The organism is Sulfitobacter sp. GN1-4 (assembly GCF_055693825.1).
On the sequence record NZ_JBVFUQ010000003.1, the window covers coordinates 2,522,235 to 2,541,902 of the forward strand.

Genomic DNA, 19,668 nt, shown 5'->3' on the forward strand with positions numbered 1-19,668 from the left:
GGGTGAGACCCGCAGCATTCTCCAACCCCGCCCCCCAAGCGAGGACCTGACGTTGCGCGCCACCTGGCGATGCAGCCCGTGCGGGCTAAAGAGCCTCTGCGCTCTGAAACACCGCACCAACCTCAGCCTTGATGATCCGCGCAATCAGCGCACAATCCTCCAGGCTGAAGGTCAAAGGCACGCGCATGTCCACGATCCCGGCCAGCACCGCATCGCTCTTTGGCATGCGCGGCGCGTCGACATAGCGCCAGCTGTCATAGCGGCTGGTAAAGCCCTGCGGCTCTGCACCGCCAAACCACTTCAGCTCCACCCCCCGGCTCAGACAACGCGCCAGCAGATCTTCCACAGCTGTTGCCTGCCAGCCCTCCAGCAGAAACTGGATCGAAGAGCCCACGATGGTCTCCGCTTCCGGGCGCTCAATCACGGTCAGACCCGGCGTGTCCCGCAAACCCGCCTCAATCGCATAATACCGCGCATTCCAGCGGGCACATTGCGCGGCCAGATCCGCCAGCTGCGGGCGCAATATCGCGGCGCGCAGGTTGTCCATCCGCCCCGAAATGTTTGGCGTTTCATACCGGATCTGATCAAAAGCCGCCGCAGGCGGGCCCGCCAAATGCCGCTCATACATCATATAAGAGCCCGACAGCATCACCGCGCGGGCCGCCACTTCTGCATCATCAGTAACAAAAAGCCCGCCTTCACCGGAATTGACATGCTTGTAGGTCTGGCACGAATAGCACCCCACCTTGCCTTGCGTGCCAGACAGCACCCCGTTCCACGCGGCCCCCATGGTATGCGCGCAATCCTCAATCACGGTGACCCCTGCCGCATCACACAGCGCCATCAGCGCGTCCATATCGGCCAGATGCCCCCGCATGTGACTTAACAGCAAAACATCCGCCTGATCCGCCTTTGCCGCCAGATCCTCAAGGTCAATCACCAACGACGGGGTTACCCCCACAAAAACCGGCACAGCGCCCACGGCCGCAATGGCCCCCGGCACCGGGGCAAGCGTAAAGGCGTTGGTCAGCACCCTATCGCCCGGTTTCACCCCAACCGCACGCAAAGCTGTGGCCATCGCATACCCGCCAGAGGCCACGGCAAGACAGTATTTCACCCCCATCTGGGCGGCAAACTCCTGCTCCAGCAGGACGGTTTCCGCGACCTCACCGGGGGCCGTGTTATAGCGGTGCAACCGGCCCGACCGCATGACCGCGACGGCCGCCTCAATCCCCGCCTCGGGGATCGGTTCTTGTTGCGTGAAACTGCCTTTGAAAACCTCACTCATGCGTCAGCCGCTCCTAATAAATCCACCACAATCCCCTGCAGGTCCGCATAATCATGCAAAAGCGCCTCAGGTGCCAGCGCCGCCATATCCCCGCCCGCGGGGCCGAATGTCACCAAAACAGATGGCACGCCCGCTGCACGGGCTGTGTTGCGATCGGTATCGCTGTCACCAATCAACACGCATTTCTGTGGGTCGCCCCCAGCCCGCCGCGCGCTTTCAAAAAGCGGCTCAGGGTCCGGTTTGCGCACCGGCAACGTGTCTGCACCCACCAGCGCATCAAAGGCGTCGCGCACCCCCAGCCGCTGCATCAGCGTTTCCGCCAGACCTTCTGGTTTGTTGGTGCAAATCGCCACGCCAAATCCAGCAGATTTCAGCCCGGCCACCGCCTCCATCGCCCCAGGATAAAGCACCGTGTGGCGGTCAATGTCCTGGCCGTAAGCCTCTAGCAGCGTTTGATAATACGCATCAATCGTCTCCGTTTCACCGCCCCGCCCCAACCGCGACAAGCCCAGCGTCAGCATCGCGCGTCCGCCCCGCAGGGCCGTCCCTGCGTCCGTTGCAGGATCCAGCATGTCACCGGCCCCCATCTGGCGGAAACAGACATTCGCTGCCGCGATCAAATCGCCACTGGTATCGGCCAACGTGCCGTCCAGATCAAAAACCACTGTCTTCACAGCGCACTCCCCTCACCTGTCCTGAATGGGCAAAAGCCCGCCCGCCCATGTTGCAACTCGCAACCTTGTTTGATGGGCCGCAGTCTTGCGCCTTTGTGACAAGCGCGTAAAGAGAAGCCAAGAAGCAGTAAAGAAAGAGTGCGCATGAAAACCGCCCTAATTGTACTTGCGGCAGGCAAAGGCACCCGGATGAACTCTGATCTGCCAAAGGTTCTGCACCCGATCGCGGGCGAACCGATGCTGATCCATGCGCTGGAGGCCGCCGCCTTGTTGGAGCCTGCGCGCACCGTTGTGGTTGCAGGGCACGGGGCGGAGGCGGTGCGCAATGTCACCCTCGCCCATGACATGACCATCAAGGTGGCTGAACAGACCGAGCAATTGGGCACGGCCCATGCCGTGGCGCAGGCCCGCAAGGCGCTAGAGGGCTTTGACGGCAATGCCATCGTGCTTTACGGCGACACACCCTTTATCCAACCCCAGACGTTGGAGAAAATGCAAACCGCGCTTTCCGAGAACGCCGTGGTCATTCTGGGGTTTGAGGCAAAAGACCCCGCACGCTATGGACGCCTTGTCATGGACGGCCAACAGCTTGACCGGATCGTGGAATACAAAGACGCCTCTGAAGCTGAACGCACCATCACGCTGTGCAATTCCGGTGTCTTGGCCTGCAACGCCGCACTGTTGTTCGATCTGATTGACGCCGTGGACAACAAAAACGCCTCCGAAGAATATTATCTCACGGATATCGTCGAAATCGCACGCAGCCGGGGCCTCAAGGCCACCGCCGTCACTTGCGAGGCTTGGGAAACCGTTGGCATCAACGCCCGCTCAGAGCTGGCCCAGGCCGAAGCGGACTTTCAGGCGCGGGCGCGGGCTGAGCTGATGGAAAACGGCGTCACGCTGACCGCGCCAGAAACCGTGTTTCTGGCCCGCGACACCGTCATTGGCCGCGACAGCCTGGTTGAGCCCAATGTGGTCTTTGGCCCCGGCGTGACCGTCGAAAGCGGTGCCACGATCCGCGCCTTTTCCCACCTTGAAGGATGCCATGTCTCTCGCGGGGCAACCGTTGGACCCTATGCCCGCCTGCGCCCCGGTGCAGAGCTGGCCGAAAACGTGCGCATCGGCAATTTTGTTGAGGTCAAGAACGCCCAGATCGCCGAAGGCGCAAAGGTCAACCACCTCAGCTACATCGGCGACGCCACCATCGGGGCCGCCAGCAACATCGGTGCGGGCACGATCACCTGCAATTATGACGGCGTGATGAAGCACCGCACCACCATTGGCGCAGGGGCCTTCATCGGATCCAACACCATGCTGGTCGCACCGGTTTCAATTGGCGACGGTGCGCTGACTGGCAGCGGCTCTGTGATCACCTCAGATGTGGAGGCCGATGCCCTGGCCCTGGCCCGCGCGCCACAGGTCGAAAAACCCGGCATGGCCAAGAAATTGTTCGATATGTTAAAATCCAAAAAGCAAGAATGCAAAGAGGCAGTTAAAAATGTGTGGAATTGTAGGTGTACTTGGCAACCACGAAGCCGCCCCAATCCTGGTTGAGGCCCTCAAACGCCTCGAATATCGCGGCTATGACAGCGCCGGTATCGCAACCGTCAACAGCGGGACGCTGGACCGTCGCCGTGCAGTCGGCAAGCTGGTCAATCTGTCGGACGCGCTGGTGCACCAACCGCTTGCCGGTAAATCCGGCATCGGCCACACCCGTTGGGCCACCCATGGCGCGCCCACCGTTTCAAATGCGCACCCGCATCAAGCCGGGCCGGTGGCAGTTGTGCACAACGGGATCATCGAAAACTTCCGTGAACTGCGCGAAGAGCTTGCAGAGGTGGGCCTGAAATTCGCCACCGAGACGGACACCGAAACCGTTGCCCTGCTGACCCAACACCACATGACCCAAGGGGCCACACCAGAAGAGGCCGCTCGCATGACGCTGGCCCGCCTTGACGGGGCCTTTGCCCCGGCCTTCCTTTTCGACGGTGAGGACGATCTGATGATCGCCGCGCGCAAAGGCTCCCCACTGGCGGTGGGCTATGGCGATGGAGAAATGTTCGTGGGCTCTGACGCCATCGCCCTGTCCCCGCTCACCGACCGGATCTGCTATCTGGAAGAAGGCGACGTGGCCGTCATCACCCGCACCAGCGCAAAGATCACCGACAGCCAGGGCAATCTGGCCAACCGACCCGTGCGCACCATCCAGATCGATGCCACCCGCATCGACAAAGCCGGCCACAAACACTTCATGGCCAAGGAAATCGCCGAACAGCCCTCTGTTCTGGCCGACACCCTGGCCCATTACATCAACGCCGACGGCGCGGTAACGCTGCCTGGCGCGGGGCTCGATTTCTCCAAGATCGACCGGTTGACCATGGTGGCCTGCGGCACAGCCTATCTGGCCTGCCTGACGGCCAAATACTGGTTCGAACAAATCGCCCGGCTGCCCGTCGAAGTGGATGTCGCCTCCGAGTTTCGCTACCGCGAGCCCCCCATCCCGGCCCGCACGCTGGCGGTTTTTGTCAGCCAATCAGGCGAGACCGCCGATACCCTGGCCGCCCTGCGCTATTGCACGCAAAAGGCGGACAAAATCGCCTCTGTGATCAACGTGCCGGAATCCTCAATCGCGCGTGAAAGCGATCTGGCCCTGCCCATTCACGCAGGCGTTGAGGTTGGCGTGGCCTCCACCAAAGCGTTCAGCTGTCAGTTGACCGTGCTCTTTGCCATGGTGCTCAAAGCGGCCCAAGACCGCGGCCATCTGGATGCGGCGGGCATGGCAGATCACATCAGCGCCCTGCGCGGTTTGCCTGCGGTCATCAACACCGCGCTTGAGCAAAATGCCGCCATCCGCGAAGTTGCCTACAAGCTCGCCAATGCCCGCGACATCCTGTTCCTGGGCCGTGGCCAGATGTATCCACTGGCCCATGAAGGCGCGCTGAAACTAAAAGAAATCAGCTATATACATGCCGAAGCTTATGCATCGGGTGAACTAAAACATGGCCCCATCGCCCTGATCGACGAAGAGGTGCCCGTGGTCGTCATGGCCCCCAAAGACGCGCTTTTCGACAAGACCGTCAGCAACATGCAAGAGGTGATGGCGCGCAAAGGCAAGGTGATCCTGATCTCCGATGCCGAAGGCTTGTCAGAGGCCAGCCATGGGGTCTGGGACACCATTGAAATGCCCAAAGTGGCCGATGCCCTGAACCCGATCCTCTATGCGGTCCCCGCGCAGTTGCTGGCCTATCACACGGCGGTCGCCAAAGGCACGGATGTGGACCAGCCCCGCAACCTCGCCAAATCCGTGACAGTGGAATAATGGGCAAGCAATTCGATCACATCACAGCCGATCATCAAAGCTTTATCGAAGCCCAACACATGTTCTTTTGCGGCACCGCTGCGGATGAGGGCCGTGTCAACATCTCGCCCAAGGGCATGGACAGCCTGCGGGTCATGGGCCCCAACCGCATCGTCTGGCGCAACCTCACCGGCTCGGGCAATGAAACCGCCGCCCACCTGGCGCTGCACAACCGCATGACGCTGATGTGGTGCGGTTTTGAGACGCGCCCGATGATCATGCGCGCCTACGGCACCGCCCGCACCCTGCACCCCCGCGATGCCGCCTTTGCGGATCTCAACGCGCTCTTTCCTACTTCCGTCGGGGCACGGCAAATCTATGATATGACGGTTGAGACGCTACAAACCTCCTGCGGCTACGCGGTGCCCTTTTATGACCACCAAGGTCCCCGCGAAGTGCTGAAAGGCTGGGCAGAGGATAAAGGCCCGCAAGGCATCGCCACCTACTGGCAAGAACGCAATCAACACACCATCGACGGTCTGCCCACACATATCCTGAGCGATCCAGATGCATGAACCCTATCTGGCGCAGCTCCAGGCGCTGGCCGACCCCGAACGCGCAGCCGGGATGCGGTCCTATCACAAGGCGGATCGCCCCTATCTGGGCCTGTCCAACCCGCAAATCAACGACATCACCAAGGAATGGCGCCGCAGCCTGGACACACCTACCCGTGTTGCCATCGCAGACGGCCTGTGGCGCACCAACATCTATGAGGCCCGCCTGGCCGCCGCCAAAGTGCTCACCCAGGCGCGCATCCGCCCCGATGACGGGCCAGCCTGGGATCTGATTGCCTCCTGGACGCCGGACTTTGACAGCTGGGCCATTGCCGATCACGCCGCGATGGCCGGCCAAAAGCGCCTGGTCTCAGATCCCACGCGGCTGGATCAGGTGGCCGCCTGGGTCACATCAGATCACATGTGGACCCGGCGCGCGGCCCTGGTCAGCACCCTGCCCTGGACCAAACAAAACTACCCCAAACCAGCCGAACTTGACGCCCGCGACCGCATCCTGGGCTGGGCCGCCCAGCTGGTCCCAGATCACCAATGGTTCATCCAAAAAGCCATCGGCTGGTGGCTGCGCGAATTGTCCAAACACGACGCCCCGCGTGTCACGGCCTTCATCGACACCCATAGCGCGGCCATGAAACCCTTCGCCGTGAAAGAAGCCCTGCGCCACCTTTCGCGCTGATCTTCCGGGTCGGAGCCGCCCTTGCTTGAACATCAGGCGGGCGGTGCGGGGGCGGTTGCCAAGGCAAATCGCGGAGGCTCCCAGCTTGCTGGGAAACCGCTATTTTCCTTGGGAAGCGGCCCGCGCGCTGCCAGACAGAGGGTCAATCAAGGGTGGCTCTGACGTTCCGGGTTGGAAAGCCCGCAGCGCCCCTCCCTAGTCCGCCAAAGCCACCTCAACTTCCGTCAGCTCCGTCAGGGAGGCCTCAATCAAACGCAAGGCCGACAGGGACATCCGGCTGCCTGCGGTCTCTGGCCCGGCCAGCGGGATCAAGGTGACCGGGGATGACTTGCCCGTCGCGGGGTTGGTCACGCGCCCCCGGGTCTCCGCCTGCACCAAGGGGGTCTTTAACCAAAGCCCCGGCTCGGTCGGATCACCCAGCGAGGCCACGGTTGTCCCCAAGCTCTCCGCCGGGGCGGCCGGTGCGGCGGTTGCAGCGGCACGCTGACTTGCGGTGGTGGTGTCCAATGCCTCCACGGTCTGCGCAGTGGCAGGGGGTGGCGGCGCGGCGGTCGCCGGGGCCAGCACGGTCTCACTGACCTCAGCGGGTTGATCCACAAAGGGATCAATCGGCTCTTGCGATTGCACCTCAGGGGCACTGCCGCCCCCCACACGATCGGCAAGGGATGTGATCGTGGCACATCCCGCCGACAGGGCCAACACGCCCCCTATGATCCCGATACGCAACATGCCTGCACGATAAAGCCCCACACTTCGCGCTGCAATCGCTCAAATCGCGCTTGCCCGTCCCCAAGCCACCGCATACGTTCGGCCCATGACAGCACCGCTCATAGATCCCTTCGCCCGCGCCATCACCTATCTGCGCGTCTCGGTCACCGACCGCTGCGATTTCCGCTGCGTCTATTGCATGTCCGAAAACATGACCTTCTTGCCGAAGAAAGAGCTGCTGACCCTCGAAGAGCTGGACCGCATGTGCTCCACCTTTGTCGGCATGGGCGTGCAGAAACTGCGCATCACCGGTGGCGAACCTCTGGTGCGGCGCGATATCATGACGTTTTTCAACAGCATGACCCGCCATCTGGAAAGCGGCGCGTTGCAGGAACTGACGCTCACCACCAACGGCAGCCAACTGGAACGCTTCGCCGATCAACTCTACGCCGCCGGCGTGCGCCGGGTGAACATCTCACTCGATACGCTGGATGAGCAGAAATTTGCAGACATCACCCGCTGGGGCCGCCTGCCCCAGGTGCTGCGCGGGGTGGATGCGGCGCAAAAGGCCGGTCTGCGGGTCAAAATCAACGCCGTCGCACTCAAAGACTTCAACGAAGAAGAGCTGCCCACCATCACCAACTGGTGTGCTGAGCGCGACATGGATCTGACCTGGATCGAAGTCATGCCCATGGGCGACATCGGCAATGAGGACCGGCTGGGCCAATACTGGTCACTCAAAGACGTGCGCGCGCGCTATGCGGAGCATTATACCGTCACCGACCTTGCCGAACGCACCGGCGGGCCTGCGCGCTATGTCCGGCTGGAAGAAACCGGGCAGAAGATCGGCTTTATCACACCGCTGTCGCATAATTTCTGCGAAAGCTGTAACCGCGTGCGTCTGACCTGCACGGGTGAGCTTTATATGTGCCTGGGCCAGGAAGACATGGCCGATCTGCGCGCGCCCCTGCGTGCCTCTGAAAGCAACACGGGCCTGCAAGAGGCCATTCGCGCGGCCATCTCGCACAAACCCAAAGGCCACGATTTTGACTATTCCCGCCAGCGGCTGGATGGCCAAATGCCCCGCCACATGAGCCATACCGGCGGATAACCCCCCATGGCCGCGCCCTTACTCTACCGTGCCTGGGTTGGGGCGAGCCTGGTTTTGCTGCCGTTCTTTGCCCGCAGCGAAACCCGCAAGCTCAGGCAGGCAGGCCTGCCCAGGCTGCGCGCCTATGAAAAGCTGGGCCATGCCACAGAACCCCGCCCCGACGCGGGGCCGCTCATCTGGTTTCACGCAGCCTCTGTGGGCGAAAGCCTGTCGGTGCTGGCCCTGATCACGCGCATGGGAGTGGCGCTGCCCGCCGCGCAGTTCCTGATCACCTCAGGCACCGCAACCTCGGCTGCACTTTTGGCCAACCGCCTGCCACCGCGCACCCAACACCAATTTGCCCCGCTCGATGCCCCTGCGCCGCTCAGGCGTTTTCTGGCGCATTGGCACCCCGACGCGGCAATCTTTGTGGAAAGTGAGCTTTGGCCACAAATGCTGCGCCGCACCCATGCGAGCGGTGCCAAAATGGCGCTTTTGAACGCCCGCCTGTCAGAAAGTTCCCAGGCCCGCTGGCGCAAGCACCCTTCCCTGGCCCGCTACCTCTTTGAAGTCTTTGAGCTTATTCTCACGCAAAACGATCAAATGGCCAAAGCCATGGTTGAGATGCATGCCCCCAACGACCGGGTCGCGCGCGGCATCAACCTGAAATCCATGTCAGATCCGCTGCCTGTCGATGAGGCTCTGTTGTCTCAAACGCAGACAGCACTGGCCAATCGCCCGCTGTGGGTCGCCTCCTCGACCCATGAGGGCGAAGAAGAGATTGTGCTCAAAGCCCACCGCAGGCTGCTGCGCGATGTCCCGGATGCCGCGCTCATCCTGGCCCCGCGTCACCCCGATCGCGGTGACAAGGTCGCAGCGCTGATCAAGGACGCAGGCCTCAGCTACACCCGCCGCTCGCTTGGGGAACACCCTGCAGGCAAGGTCTATCTCGCCGATACCCTGGGCGAGCTGGGCACCTGGTACGCACTCAGCGATGTGGTCTTCCTGGGCGGTTCGTTCTTTCCGATTGGCGGTCACAACCCCTTTGAAGCGGCTCAGGCCGGGGCAATGGTGTTCTCAGGCACCCATGTTGCCAACTTCGCAGAAACCTTTGCCAGCATGGAGGCCCGCGGTGCCTCACGATTTGTCACAGATGGCACAAACCTCGCACACCGCGTCAGCGCCTTTCTCACCGACGCGGACGCACAACGCCAGGCCAAGGCCGCCGCTGCGGCCTTCACAGCGGCACAGACAGACCAGCTCGACACCATCGCCGCACGGCTGATCAAAGCTCTGGGGCTGTCGTGATGGCTCCGGTTGATCCCAACACCCTTGATGTCATTGCCCCCAACTTCAAAAAGCGCCTCTCAGGGGTCACATCCACCGTCGTGCGCCTGGTGCCGCGCCAGGCCCAAGACATCGCCATCGCGGCCACCGGCCCCGTCTTGCCAGATCACGTGCCCCAAATCCCGCTGCGCGCGCTGATCACCCTGTCGCGGCACGGCCCCAAGGGCGCGCGCGTCTGGCATGCCCGGCGCAACACAGAGATGATCGGCGGCCTGGCCCTGAAATACCTCCTGGGCAAAAAACTCAAACTGGTCTTCACCTCCGCCTCGCAACGCCAACAAACCGGCCTGACGCGCTGGCTCATCCGGCGCATGGACGCCGTCATCGCCACTTCCGCGCGCACCGCCTCTTATCTGGAGGTTCCGGCCCAGGTCATCATGCACGGCATTGATCTGGATGGGTTTTCCCCCGCCTCAGACCGCGCCGCTTTGCGCCAAAAACTGGGTGTCCCAACACAAAACCCTCTCATCGGCTGCTACGGCCGCATCCGCGCGTCCAAAGGCACCGATGTCTTTGTAGATGCGGTCATGCAGACCCTTGCAGACACCGATGCACATGCGCTGGTGATGGGCCGCGCCGTCGACAAGGACCGCGCCTTTTTCGAGACCCTGAAAACCAAGGCACAGGCCAGCGGTCCAGACATCGCCGCCCGGATGCACTTTCTGCCGGAAGTCCCGGTGGAGCAGATGGCCGATTGGTACCGCATTCTGGATCTTTACGTGGCCCCGCAACGCTGGGAAGGATTTGGGCTTACCCCGATTGAGGCGATGGCCTGCGGCGTGCCCGTCATCGCCACCCGCGTGGGTGCCTTTGACCAGATCGTCACCCCAGAAACCGGCACCTTGGTCGACCCCGGCGATGCGGAGGCTTTGGCCACCGCCATCCACAAGGCGCTGACAACGCCCCAACACCTGACCAACTGGTCCTCCAAAGCCCGCCCCCACGTCACCGAGCATTTCAACATCGACCGCGAAGCCCGAGGCCCTCACCACCCTCTACCGCCGCCTCCTGGCCGACGGCTAAGGCACCCACACCCCGCGCTTCATCTTTCCAATAAAACTCAATGCCACCCCATCCCCCGCCACAACACCAACGTGCCGCACCGCCTTGCAGCAGACACAGGAAAACCCCCGCACCGCCCCTAAGGCCATGCGCGCGTGATCTACCCAAATCAGACCGGGTTACGCTGCGGGCATCCGTTCTTCCACGATCCCGGCCCACCAACTGCAGCCCGCCGGTATCGCCTCGTCGTTGAAGTTATAAAGCGGGTGGTGCACCATCGCGCCCTCTTCGCCGTTGCCCACCAGAATGTAGGCCCCAGGGCGTTCTTCCAGCATAAAGGCGAAATCTTCTCCCCCATGACCAAGGGGGCCTCAACACAATCGCCTGAAACCTTCTTGGCCACTTCTGCCGCGAAATCCGTCTGCTCGGGGTGGTTGACCATCACCGGATAATTCCGGGTATAGCTGACGCGGGCCTCAGCACCAAAGGTGGCCGCGATGCCGGTGCAAATCTCGTTCACCCGCTTTTCCGCCAGATCGCGCAGCTCATTGGACAGGGTGCGCACGGTGCCTTTCAGCTGCACCTTTTGCGGGATGACGTTGAACGCTTTGGATGAGGTCTCAAACGACGTAATCGACACCACGATATTGCCAATCGGATCGGCATTGCGGCTCACAATCGTTTGCAAGGCGGTGACGATGTGGCTGGCCACCACCGTGGTGTCGATGGTCTCATTGGGCTTGGCCGCATGGCCGCCCAGGCCCTCAACCTCGATCTCCAACAGATCAGTGGCTGCAAAAAACGGGCCAGTGCGAATGCCAAAGGAGCCCGTCGGCATCCCCGGCCAATTGTGCATGCCATAGACCTCTTGGATGCCCCAGCGGTCCATCAGCCCATCATCACACATTTCCTTGCCGCCCCCGCCGCCTTCTTCGGCGGGCTGAAAGATCACCACGCAGGTGCCATCAAAGTTGCGGGTCTCGGCCAGATACTGCGCCGCCCCCAGCAACATCGCCGTGTGCCCGTCATGGCCGCAGGCATGCATCGCACCGGGTGTCTTGGAGGCATAGGCCACCCCGGTTTCTTCATGGATCGGCAAAGCGTCCATATCCGCCCGCAAGCCCACCACCTTGCCAGATGTATCCGCCTTGCCTTTGATCACACCCACAACGCCCGTGCGCCCGATGCCTTCAACCACCTCATCACAGCCAAAGGCGCGCAGTTTTTCTGCAACCGTGGCTGAGGTCCGGTGGGTTTCAAACAGGATTTCGGGGTGTTCATGCAGATCGCGCCGCCACGCGGTGATGTCTTCATGCAATTCGGCGAAGCGGTTCTTTACGGGCATGGTCGTCCTTTCAGGAATGGCAACAGTTGCCCCCATACCTAGTACGCGGCCAAGACAGGCGAAAGGGCGGTTTGAGAAAAGGCGGCTGAAACAGATGCTCACCCTTTCCTGATAAGGCGTGATTGGCCATATGCGCCGCCCTGCCGCACCCTGCGGCCAGCCGGGGAACACCCCCGATACGATCTGAAAAGGAGCCGCCGATGGCCTTGCCGCAAAACCTGATCCGCCTGCTGGCCACCGTACTTGTTGCCAGCCTGCTGGCCAGCTGCGCCACCGCGCAAGACAGCCAGCTGGATTATGTCACTCAAGAATTTGGCACCCCGCCCGCCATCCCCACGGGCGCGCTGGAGGCTGAGGTGCAGGCCGCCGTGCAAACGGTGGCATTTCAGATCTTTGAGGATGGCCAATGGGGGCCAGACCAAAGCATCGCACTGGACCGGATCGCCGCCTCTGAGGATCCGCGTCTGGCACTGGATCCTGGCCGATCTTTTGCGCTTCGCACCCGGCGCACAGCTCAGCACGCAGTTGGGCCAGGCGTCTGCCACCCTGCTTGAGATTGAGCCCCCGCGCCAAAACCCATAGGGCATCATAACCGATCACCTGATCGCCTGGGACATCCCCGCGCCGCCCAACTACCTGGCCGCCAAACGCTCCATCTTCACCAACATCATTCCCGGCTGGGAACAGATCTTTGTCGAAGGTCAGATTGATTGGCGCCTCGTGTCATGGGGCGGCGTGGTCATTGATGACCGTCCCTTTGATAAAACCGATGAGGCCTGCAACTGCATCCCCGCCGCGGACAACCCAGAGGTCAGCAGCGCGGCTGAGGCAACCTGGCTCAAAGACGATGACATCGTTTTCGGGATTGAAATCAACGGTGAGGCCCGCGCCTATCCGCGCCGCATCATGGAAGTCCGCGAGATGGTCAATGACACCCTGGGCGGGCGGGATCTGGGCATACCCTATTGCACCCTCTGCGGGGCGGCACAGGCCTACTTCACGGATCGTTTGCCCGCTGGCGTCAAACGCCCCGTCTTGCGCACCACGGGCCTGCTGATCCGCTCGAACAAGGTGATGTATGATGTTGAAACCTATTCCGTTTTTGACACCTTCCTGGGCAAAGCCGTGACCGGGCCTTTGGCCAAACGCGGCGTGCAATTGCAACAGGCCAGCGTGATCACCACCGATTGGGGCACCTGGAAAAAAGAGCACCCCAACACCACCGTCCTGATTGAGGCGCTTGCCCTGGGCCGCGACTTTGATTTTCGTAATGGGCGCGATGCTGGCGGCCCGATCTTTCCTGTGGGGGATGTTGATCCGCGTTTGCCCGTGCATGAAGACATCATTGGCGTGGTGACCGCCTCAGGCAAACCCGTGGCCTTCCAGCGCAGCAAGGCACTGTTGACCCTGCGCAGCGGCGGCACGATTGCGGTTGAGAACGTACGCCTGCGGCTGGATGCCGGCGGCATCCGCGCGGTTGATGCGGCGGGCCAAGACCTTGGCAGCCATCAGGCGTTCTGGTTTGCCTGGTCCCAGTTCCACCCCGGCACATTGCTTTGGCAAGGATAGCAAACGCCATCCCGCACCGCACCGCACCGCACCGCACCGACAGGGTGTGCCACAGCCCTCAGATGACACCATCCCCCGACGCCACGCCCCGCAGGGATAGATCGCGCGCCGTTCAGCCCAGCGGCAACCGCGCCTCAATCATCTCGGCGTACCACGAACACCCCGCCGGGATCGCATCATCGTTAAAATCATACTCGGGGTGGTGCACGGTGGCCCCGTCTCCATTGCCGATCATCATATAGGCCCCCGGCCGCACGTTCAGCATGTAGGAAAAATCCTCCCCCGCCATGATGGGCGGCGTGTCGCGCCAAACGCCGGGGGTGATGGTTTCGGCCACATCTGCGGCCATATCCGTCTCCGCGTCATGATTGACCGTCACCGGATAGCCGCGTTCATAGGTCACATCCGCCCGGCACCCCAGCGCCGCCGCCGTATGTGTCACGATGTCTTTCAGACGCGCCTCTGCCAGATCGCGCACCTCTTCATCCAAAGACCGCACCGTGCCGATCAGCTTGACGGTCTGCGGCAGGATATTGTGGCTCTCGGTGTCGCTGCGCATGGTGCAGACAGAGACGACGACCTGTTTGATCGGATCAACATTGCGCGCTGCAATGCTTTGCAACGCCACCACCACATGGGCCGCCGCCAGATTGGTATCAACTGCCTCATGCGGAGCGGCCGCATGGCCCCCCTGCCCGTCAATGATGATCTCAAACTGATCAGCCGCCGCCAAAAGCGCCCCCTTGCGGATCGCAAAGGCCCCCACGGGATAGCCGGGCATGTTGTGCATGCCGTAGACCTCTTGCACGCCCCAGCGCTCCATCATCCCGTCTTTGACCATTTCATTGCCGCCCCCGCCGCCTTCTTCTGCGGGTTGGAAGATCAGCACACAGCGGCCATCAAAGTTCCGCGTCTCAGCCAGGTATTGCGCCGCCCCCAACAGCATCGCGGTATGCCCGTCATGCCCGCAGGCATGCATCTTGCCCGGCACGGTAGAGGCATGGGGCAAGCCTGTCGCCTCCAGAATGGGCAGCGCGTCCATATCCGCGCGCAGCCCGATGGCCCTATCTGAGGTGTTCTGCCGCCCTTCGATCACCGCCACAACGCCGGTCTTGCCGATCCCTTCGGTGATGTCGGTGATGCCGAAACTGCGCAGCTTTTCCACCACAAAGGCTGCCGTTTCGTGCACGTCAAATTCCAGCTCCGGGTGCGCGTGCAGATGCCTGCGCCACGCGGTGATCTCCGCGTGCGTTTCCGCAAAACGGTTCTTGATTGGCATGTCTTTTCTCCCTGTCAGGGCCCCAGAATAATGGGGGACCCGTCGTCAAACCGGTTTGCCCGGAAACGATGTAGATTGTGACCTGTCTGCCGGCCCGTCACAAGAGCGGCCAGCACGCGCCCCATGCCAGGGCCAATGCCAAAGCCATGCCCGGACATCCCCGTGGCAATCGTCAAACCGGGCAGCTGCGCACAATGATCCACTACCGGCACGATATCGGGCATGGTGTCGATCATCCCCGCCCAGCTGGTGCGGGCCTGGGGCGCAGGCAGCCCCGGAAAGAGCGCCGCAAAGCCTGCCAAAAGCCGTTTCATCTGCCGCTTGTTGGGCTTTGGATCCAACACACGCATCCGCTCAAAGGGAGAGGTTTCTTCCCCCGTCCAACGCCGCGGTGTGCGCCAGGCATCTGGAAACCCCTCAGGGGCGGCAGGCAGATAGGTCTGCTCAAACGGCGCGCGTTTGAGTTGCGGCAGGTATTTAGGCAAGGCGCGAAAGGCATCCGGGCCCACGTAAAGCTCAGCCACCCCCGACGGGGCCAGCGTATAGCTGCCGTCCAAACGCCGCCGAAAGGCCACCCCATCATGCGACGCGGCACCCTCGTGAACCTGCGGCAAAGGCTGCGTGGCCAGCACGCTTTCACGCACCGACAGCTGCGCCAGATCAACGCCGTGGTTGCGCAAAAAGAGCGATGACCACGCCCCACCGGCCAGCACAACAGCGTTGGTTTTGATCAGCCCGCGTTCCGTAACCACCCCGCTGACACGCCCCGCCGCAATATCCAGCGTGCGCACCGCACAGCCCTCAATCAGCCGCGCCCCTGCGCGCACCGCGATCCCCGCCAGCGCAGGCACAGCAAGCGCCGGTTCGGCCCGCATATCAGGGGCGGTCATCAGCCCGCCCAAAACCGGCTGGGCAATGCCCGCAAACATCTGCGATGCCTCAAGCCCGGTGATCATGCGCGTGTCCAGCCCATGCGCCTTTGCCACCGGCAGCCAGGCCTCAAACCCCTTCAGCCGCTTTTCTGAGGCCGTCAGATAGGTCACCCCCGTCTGCCGCAAGCCGATATCGATGTTTGTCTGCGCGGCCAGCTCTTTCCAGCGCGCGATGGCTTCGATCATAATCGGCAGCTCATCCGCATCCCGGTTCTGCTGGCGGATCCACCCCCAGTTGCGCGAAGATTGCTCGCCCGCGATGCGGCCCTTTTCCAGCAACGTCACCTGATGGCCGTCCTGCGCCAGATAGATCGCTGTGCAAACACCAATGATCCCACCGCCGATCACCACCACCTCAGATGCCGCAGGCGGCGTCCCGCCATACATCGCCGGCGTGGTGTGCGAAATCGGGAAGCGTTCCATAACGATCGTCAGGCGGCCAAACGCGCGACAAGCTTTTTCATGAAATCATGGCCCGCGTTGAACTGGGAGACTTCGATAAATTCGTTGGGCTGATGCGCCTGGGCAATATCGCCAGGCCCGCAGATGACGGCGGAATAGCCCGCCTCTTGGAACTGGCCTGCCTCGGTCCCATAGCTGACCTTGTGGCTGGCATTGTCCCCCGTCAACTGGCGCACCAGCGTTTCCGCCTCACCATCGGTTTCGGGCTGCAGGGCTGGCACGTCAAAGCGCGCGCCAATGTCGATGCGCGTTTCAGGAACCACCGATTGCATCTCGGCCTCTACCTCACGCACCTTGTCAAGATAGGCCTTCGACCAATAGTCCTTATCCTCCCCCGGCACGACCCGGAAATCCATCGCGAAATGGCAATCCTTGGCCGTGATGTTATGCGCCGTGCCGCCCGAAATCATGCCCACATGCAGCGTGGTAAAGGGCGGATCAAACATCGCCGCGATGTCACTGGGTATGGCATCCATGTTGCGGGTGTTCATCTCATTGGCCCATTCAATCAACTTGGCCCCCGCCATGATGGCATTCACCCCCTTGTGCAAAAGCGATGAATGCACCTCAAAGCCCACCACATGCGTGTCATAGCCGGTGCCGCCCTTGTGCCCAGTCACCGCCTGCATCGTCGATGGCTCACCGATGATGGCGGCGGATCCTTTGGGCAGGACCGGCTGCATCGCTTCAATCATCGGCGGCGCGCCGGTGCAGCCGATCTCTTCGTCAAAGCTCAGCGCGATCTGCAACGGGCGTTTGAGGCCAGTGTATTTGCCCTCAACCAATGCCCAAAGCGCCAGCGCGTCAAACCCTTTCATGTCGCAGGTGCCGCGCCCGTAATACCGGCCATCCTTTTGCACGACAGAAAACGGATCGGTGTCCCAGGGCTGACCGTCCACAGGCACCACGTCAGTATGCCCCGACAAGACAATCGCGCCCTCTTCCCAGGGGCCGACATGCGCGAAAAGCGCGTGCTTGGGCTGATCTGGATCGACATAGCGGTGGCTTTCAATGCCATGGCTGTCCAGATATTCCGCCACCCAATCCACCAAGGGAATGTTCGTATCCCGGGATACAGTTGGAAAACTGATCAACTTCTCCATGATCTCTAGCGGAGATAACCTAACGCTCATCCTGTCCTCACTGCTTCACCAAAAAACACCAAAGTGCAGTCTTCATCCTGCACATGAAATTCGCGCTGACCATAGTCCTGATCAAAAGGCGCGCGCACCCGGCCTTCGGGCAATTTATCCAACTGGGGCTTCATCTGCGCATAAACCGCGTCAATGTCTTCGACATCCACATAAAATGACCCCTCGCGCTCGGGGTGTGTCAGATCAACCGCTGCGCTTACCTCAACCAGACGCAAAGCAGCGGCATCGCGGTGCAGGAAGGCATAGTTTTCGGCCTGAAACCCCACCTCAAACCCCAACACGTCGCGGTAAAACCCCAGCTGCTTTTCCAAACCTGTGCAGGGTACAAACGGCGTGATCTGGGTTAGGCGCACGGATCAATAGCCGCTGTCGGTCACCAACAGATGGTGACCGGGGTGCACCTCAACATATTCAGACGGCTTGGCCTTGTATTTGGTGCCATGAATGGGCGACGGGATCGGCTTGAAGTTCAGGTCCTTTTCATCCCGGCGCTGGCGCGGATCGGCAATGGGAACCGCCTTCATCAAGGCCTGCGTGTAGGCGTGCAACGGGTTTTCAAACACCCTGTCACGCGGTCCGATCTCAACAATGCGGCCCAGATACATGACGCCAACATAATGGCTGACCCGCTCCACCACCGCCATGTCGTGGCTGATAAAGAGAAAGCTCAGCTCCATCTCTTCTTGCAGTTCCATCATCAGGTTCAGAACCTGCGCCTGCACTGACACATCCAGCGCGGATACCGCTTCATCCGCGATGATCAGCTTGGGGTTCAGCGCCAAAGCGCGCGCGATGGCCACCCGCTGACGCTGCCCGCCAGACAGTTCATGCGGAAAGCGGCGCATGAAGCTGCGCGGCAGCTCCACCCGGTCAAACAGCATCTCCACACGGTCCGTGACCGCCTTGCCTTTGAGCGTGCCATAGTTGTGGATGGGTTCGGCCACCTGATCGGCAAGCTGCATCTGCGGATTGAGCGAGGCAAAAGGATCCTGAAAGATCATCTGCATGTCCAACCGCGCCTCGCGCAGCTGACCCTGCCTCATCGCCATGATGTCCTTGCCGCCCAGGTTAATCTCACCCGACATCGGCTCTACCAGCCGCAAGATCGACCGCCCCGCCGTGGATTTACCGCACCCAGATTCGCCCACCAGGCTCAGCGTTTGGCCCTTGTTGATGGTAAAGGAAAGATCCTCCACCGCGTGTACATTCGCCACCGTGCGCCGGAAAAAACCGCCCTTTACCGGGAACCGGGTGGTGAGGTTTTTGACGCTCAGCAAAACCTCTTCCTTGCCCTCGATGGGTTTGATCTCTTTGTTGTCGCGCCCCAACAGCTTCATCGGTTCAGGGTACTTTTTGCCCGTCATCTCACCCAGCTTGGGCACCGCCGCCAACAACGCCTTGGTGTAGGCATGCTGCGGGTTCTCAAAGATCTCCTCAACCGTGCCTTCCTCAACCTTGTTGCCCCGGAACATGACAACCACACGGTCCGCCATCTGGGCCACAACCGCCATGTCGTGGGTGATGAACATCACCGCCGTCCCGGTTTCGCGCTTCAAACGGTCCATCAGGGCAAGGATCTCGGCCTGAATGGTCACATCCAACGCGGTCGTAGGCTCATCCGCGATCAACAGACGCGGCTCACAGGCCAGGGCCATGGCAATCACCACACGTTGGCGCATCCCACCCGACAGTTCATGCGGATACTGGCGCAGGCGGCGCTCAGGCTCGGGGATGCGCACCTGGCGCAACAGCTCCAGCGCGCGCGCCTCGGCCTGGGCGCGGTTCATGCCTTTGTGCAGGCGCAGCCCTTCTGTCATCTGCCGGCCCACAGTGAACACCGGGTTCAACGCGGTCATCGGCTCCTGAAAGATCATCCCGATTTCATTGCCGCGGATGCGGCGCATGTCGTTGGTCGGGGTCTGGGCCAGATCGATCTGCGATCCCTCTGCCCGGTCAAACAGCAGCTTGCCGTTGGCAATTTCACCGCCGCCGTATTCCACCAAACGCATCAGCGACAGCGATGACACCGACTTGCCCGAGCCTGATTCACCCACCACACAAACCGTCTCGCCGGGGTTGATATCAAAACTGACATCCTCAACCCCAACAACTGGGCCATCCTTGGTTTGAAATTCGACACGAAGCCCTTGGATTTGCGCAATGGGTGCGGTGGTTGTCTGATCTAGCATGAGGTCCCCTGTCGCATTTTTCAGCGTTATCCCGCAGACGCTAGGGCCAAAGCGGGCACAGGTCAAACCGAGTTGCCTGTTTG

The 19,668-nt window shown here is 61.6% G+C and carries 17 protein-coding genes and 1 pseudogene; 9 read left to right on the top strand and 9 right to left on the bottom strand.

Annotated elements, in window-relative coordinates; all coding sequences use genetic code 11:
- Positions 1-85: 85 nt before the first annotated feature.
- Together ACZ1HM_RS13115 and ACZ1HM_RS13120 are read right to left on the bottom strand one after the other, a co-directional pair.
- Positions 86-1,288 (bottom strand): DegT/DnrJ/EryC1/StrS family aminotransferase, encoded by a 1,203-nt coding sequence (locus tag ACZ1HM_RS13115; RefSeq protein WP_472743162.1) that lies wholly within the window; start codon positions 1,286-1,288, stop codon positions 86-88.
- A complete protein-coding gene (locus ACZ1HM_RS13120; protein ID WP_472743163.1) occupies positions 1,285-1,962 on the bottom strand; it encodes an HAD-IA family hydrolase in 678 nt (225 codons plus the stop codon). The genes ACZ1HM_RS13115 and ACZ1HM_RS13120 overlap by 4 nt, the downstream gene beginning before the upstream one ends.
- 144 nt (positions 1,963-2,106) lie before the next feature.
- Between ACZ1HM_RS13120 and glmU the strand changes: the two genes are divergently transcribed.
- From glmU to ACZ1HM_RS13140, 4 genes are read left to right on the top strand one after another with little or no spacing between them, the layout of a single operon-like run.
- Positions 2,107-3,516, top strand: coding sequence for a bifunctional UDP-N-acetylglucosamine diphosphorylase/glucosamine-1-phosphate N-acetyltransferase GlmU (gene glmU, locus ACZ1HM_RS13125; RefSeq protein ID WP_472743164.1), 1,410 nt, complete (start codon positions 2,107-2,109; stop codon positions 3,514-3,516).
- Positions 3,461-5,281 (top strand): glutamine--fructose-6-phosphate transaminase (isomerizing), encoded by a 1,821-nt coding sequence (glmS, locus tag ACZ1HM_RS13130; RefSeq protein WP_472743165.1) that lies wholly within the window; start codon positions 3,461-3,463, stop codon positions 5,279-5,281. Before glmU ends, glmS begins: the two co-directional genes overlap by 56 nt.
- Positions 5,281-5,835, top strand: a complete 555-nt coding sequence (locus tag ACZ1HM_RS13135) for a pyridoxamine 5'-phosphate oxidase family protein (RefSeq protein WP_472743166.1) — start codon at positions 5,281-5,283, stop codon at positions 5,833-5,835. Before glmS ends, ACZ1HM_RS13135 begins: the two co-directional genes overlap by 1 nt.
- Positions 5,828-6,508 carry a DNA alkylation repair protein gene (locus ACZ1HM_RS13140; RefSeq protein ID WP_472743167.1) on the top strand — a complete coding sequence of 227 codons (681 nt, stop codon included), beginning with the start codon at positions 5,828-5,830 and terminating at the stop codon, positions 6,506-6,508. The genes ACZ1HM_RS13135 and ACZ1HM_RS13140 overlap by 8 nt, the downstream gene beginning before the upstream one ends.
- Before the next feature lie 195 nt (positions 6,509-6,703).
- Here the strand turns inward: ACZ1HM_RS13140 and ACZ1HM_RS13145 are convergent, their stop codons facing one another.
- Complete coding sequence (locus ACZ1HM_RS13145) at positions 6,704-7,258, bottom strand: hypothetical protein (protein WP_472743168.1); 555 nt, start codon at positions 7,256-7,258, stop codon at positions 6,704-6,706.
- Positions 7,259-7,322: 64 nt separating this feature from the next.
- Here ACZ1HM_RS13145 and moaA point away from each other — a divergent pair, with 64 nt between their 5' ends.
- From moaA to ACZ1HM_RS13160, 3 genes are read left to right on the top strand one after another with little or no spacing between them, the layout of a single operon-like run.
- On the top strand, positions 7,323-8,327 hold the full coding sequence (moaA, locus tag ACZ1HM_RS13150) for a GTP 3',8-cyclase MoaA (protein WP_472743169.1): 1,005 nt from the start codon (positions 7,323-7,325) through the stop codon (positions 8,325-8,327).
- Between the two features lie 6 nt (positions 8,328-8,333).
- Positions 8,334-9,614 (top strand): 3-deoxy-D-manno-octulosonic acid transferase, encoded by a 1,281-nt coding sequence (locus tag ACZ1HM_RS13155; protein ID WP_472743170.1) that lies wholly within the window; start codon positions 8,334-8,336, stop codon positions 9,612-9,614.
- A complete protein-coding gene (locus ACZ1HM_RS13160) occupies positions 9,614-10,798 on the top strand; it encodes a glycosyltransferase family 4 protein (RefSeq protein ID WP_472743171.1) in 1,185 nt (394 codons plus the stop codon). Before ACZ1HM_RS13155 ends, ACZ1HM_RS13160 begins: the two co-directional genes overlap by 1 nt.
- Positions 10,799-10,834: 36 nt before the next feature.
- Here the strand turns inward: ACZ1HM_RS13160 and ACZ1HM_RS13165 are convergent.
- Positions 10,835-12,000, bottom strand: a pseudogene (locus tag ACZ1HM_RS13165) (M20 aminoacylase family protein).
- 200 nt (positions 12,001-12,200) lie between these two features.
- Between ACZ1HM_RS13165 and ACZ1HM_RS13170 the strand changes: the two are divergent.
- Both ACZ1HM_RS13170 and ACZ1HM_RS13175 read left to right on the top strand, forming a co-directional pair.
- A complete protein-coding gene (locus ACZ1HM_RS13170) occupies positions 12,201-12,554 on the top strand; it encodes a hypothetical protein (RefSeq protein ID WP_472743172.1) in 354 nt (117 codons plus the stop codon).
- Between the two features lie 181 nt (positions 12,555-12,735).
- Positions 12,736-13,569, top strand: coding sequence for a DUF3179 domain-containing (seleno)protein (locus ACZ1HM_RS13175; RefSeq protein WP_472743173.1), 834 nt, complete (start codon positions 12,736-12,738; stop codon positions 13,567-13,569).
- A gap of 112 nt (positions 13,570-13,681) precedes the next feature.
- Here the strand turns inward: ACZ1HM_RS13175 and ACZ1HM_RS13180 are convergent, their stop codons facing one another.
- The 5 genes from ACZ1HM_RS13180 to ACZ1HM_RS13200 are packed head-to-tail and all read right to left on the bottom strand — an operon-like array spanning position 13,682 to position 19,585.
- Complete coding sequence (locus ACZ1HM_RS13180; RefSeq protein WP_472743174.1) at positions 13,682-14,848, bottom strand: M20 aminoacylase family protein; 1,167 nt, start codon at positions 14,846-14,848, stop codon at positions 13,682-13,684.
- Between the two features lie 14 nt (positions 14,849-14,862).
- Positions 14,863-16,203, bottom strand: coding sequence for an NAD(P)/FAD-dependent oxidoreductase (locus tag ACZ1HM_RS13185; RefSeq protein WP_472743175.1), 1,341 nt, complete (start codon positions 16,201-16,203; stop codon positions 14,863-14,865).
- Between the two features lie 8 nt (positions 16,204-16,211).
- Positions 16,212-17,375 carry an acetylornithine deacetylase gene (gene argE, locus ACZ1HM_RS13190; RefSeq protein ID WP_472743176.1) on the bottom strand — a complete coding sequence of 388 codons (1,164 nt, stop codon included), beginning with the start codon at positions 17,373-17,375 and terminating at the stop codon, positions 16,212-16,214.
- The gene (locus tag ACZ1HM_RS13195; protein ID WP_472743177.1) at positions 17,372-17,749 is read right to left on the bottom strand and encodes a bleomycin resistance protein; all 378 of its coding nucleotides are present in this window, start codon (positions 17,747-17,749) and stop codon (positions 17,372-17,374) included. The genes argE and ACZ1HM_RS13195 overlap by 4 nt, the downstream gene beginning before the upstream one ends.
- A gap of 3 nt (positions 17,750-17,752) precedes the next feature.
- Entirely contained in the window at positions 17,753-19,585 is a 1,833-nt protein-coding gene (locus ACZ1HM_RS13200) for an ABC transporter ATP-binding protein (protein ID WP_472743178.1), read from the bottom strand.
- Positions 19,586-19,668: the final 83 nt, after the last annotated feature.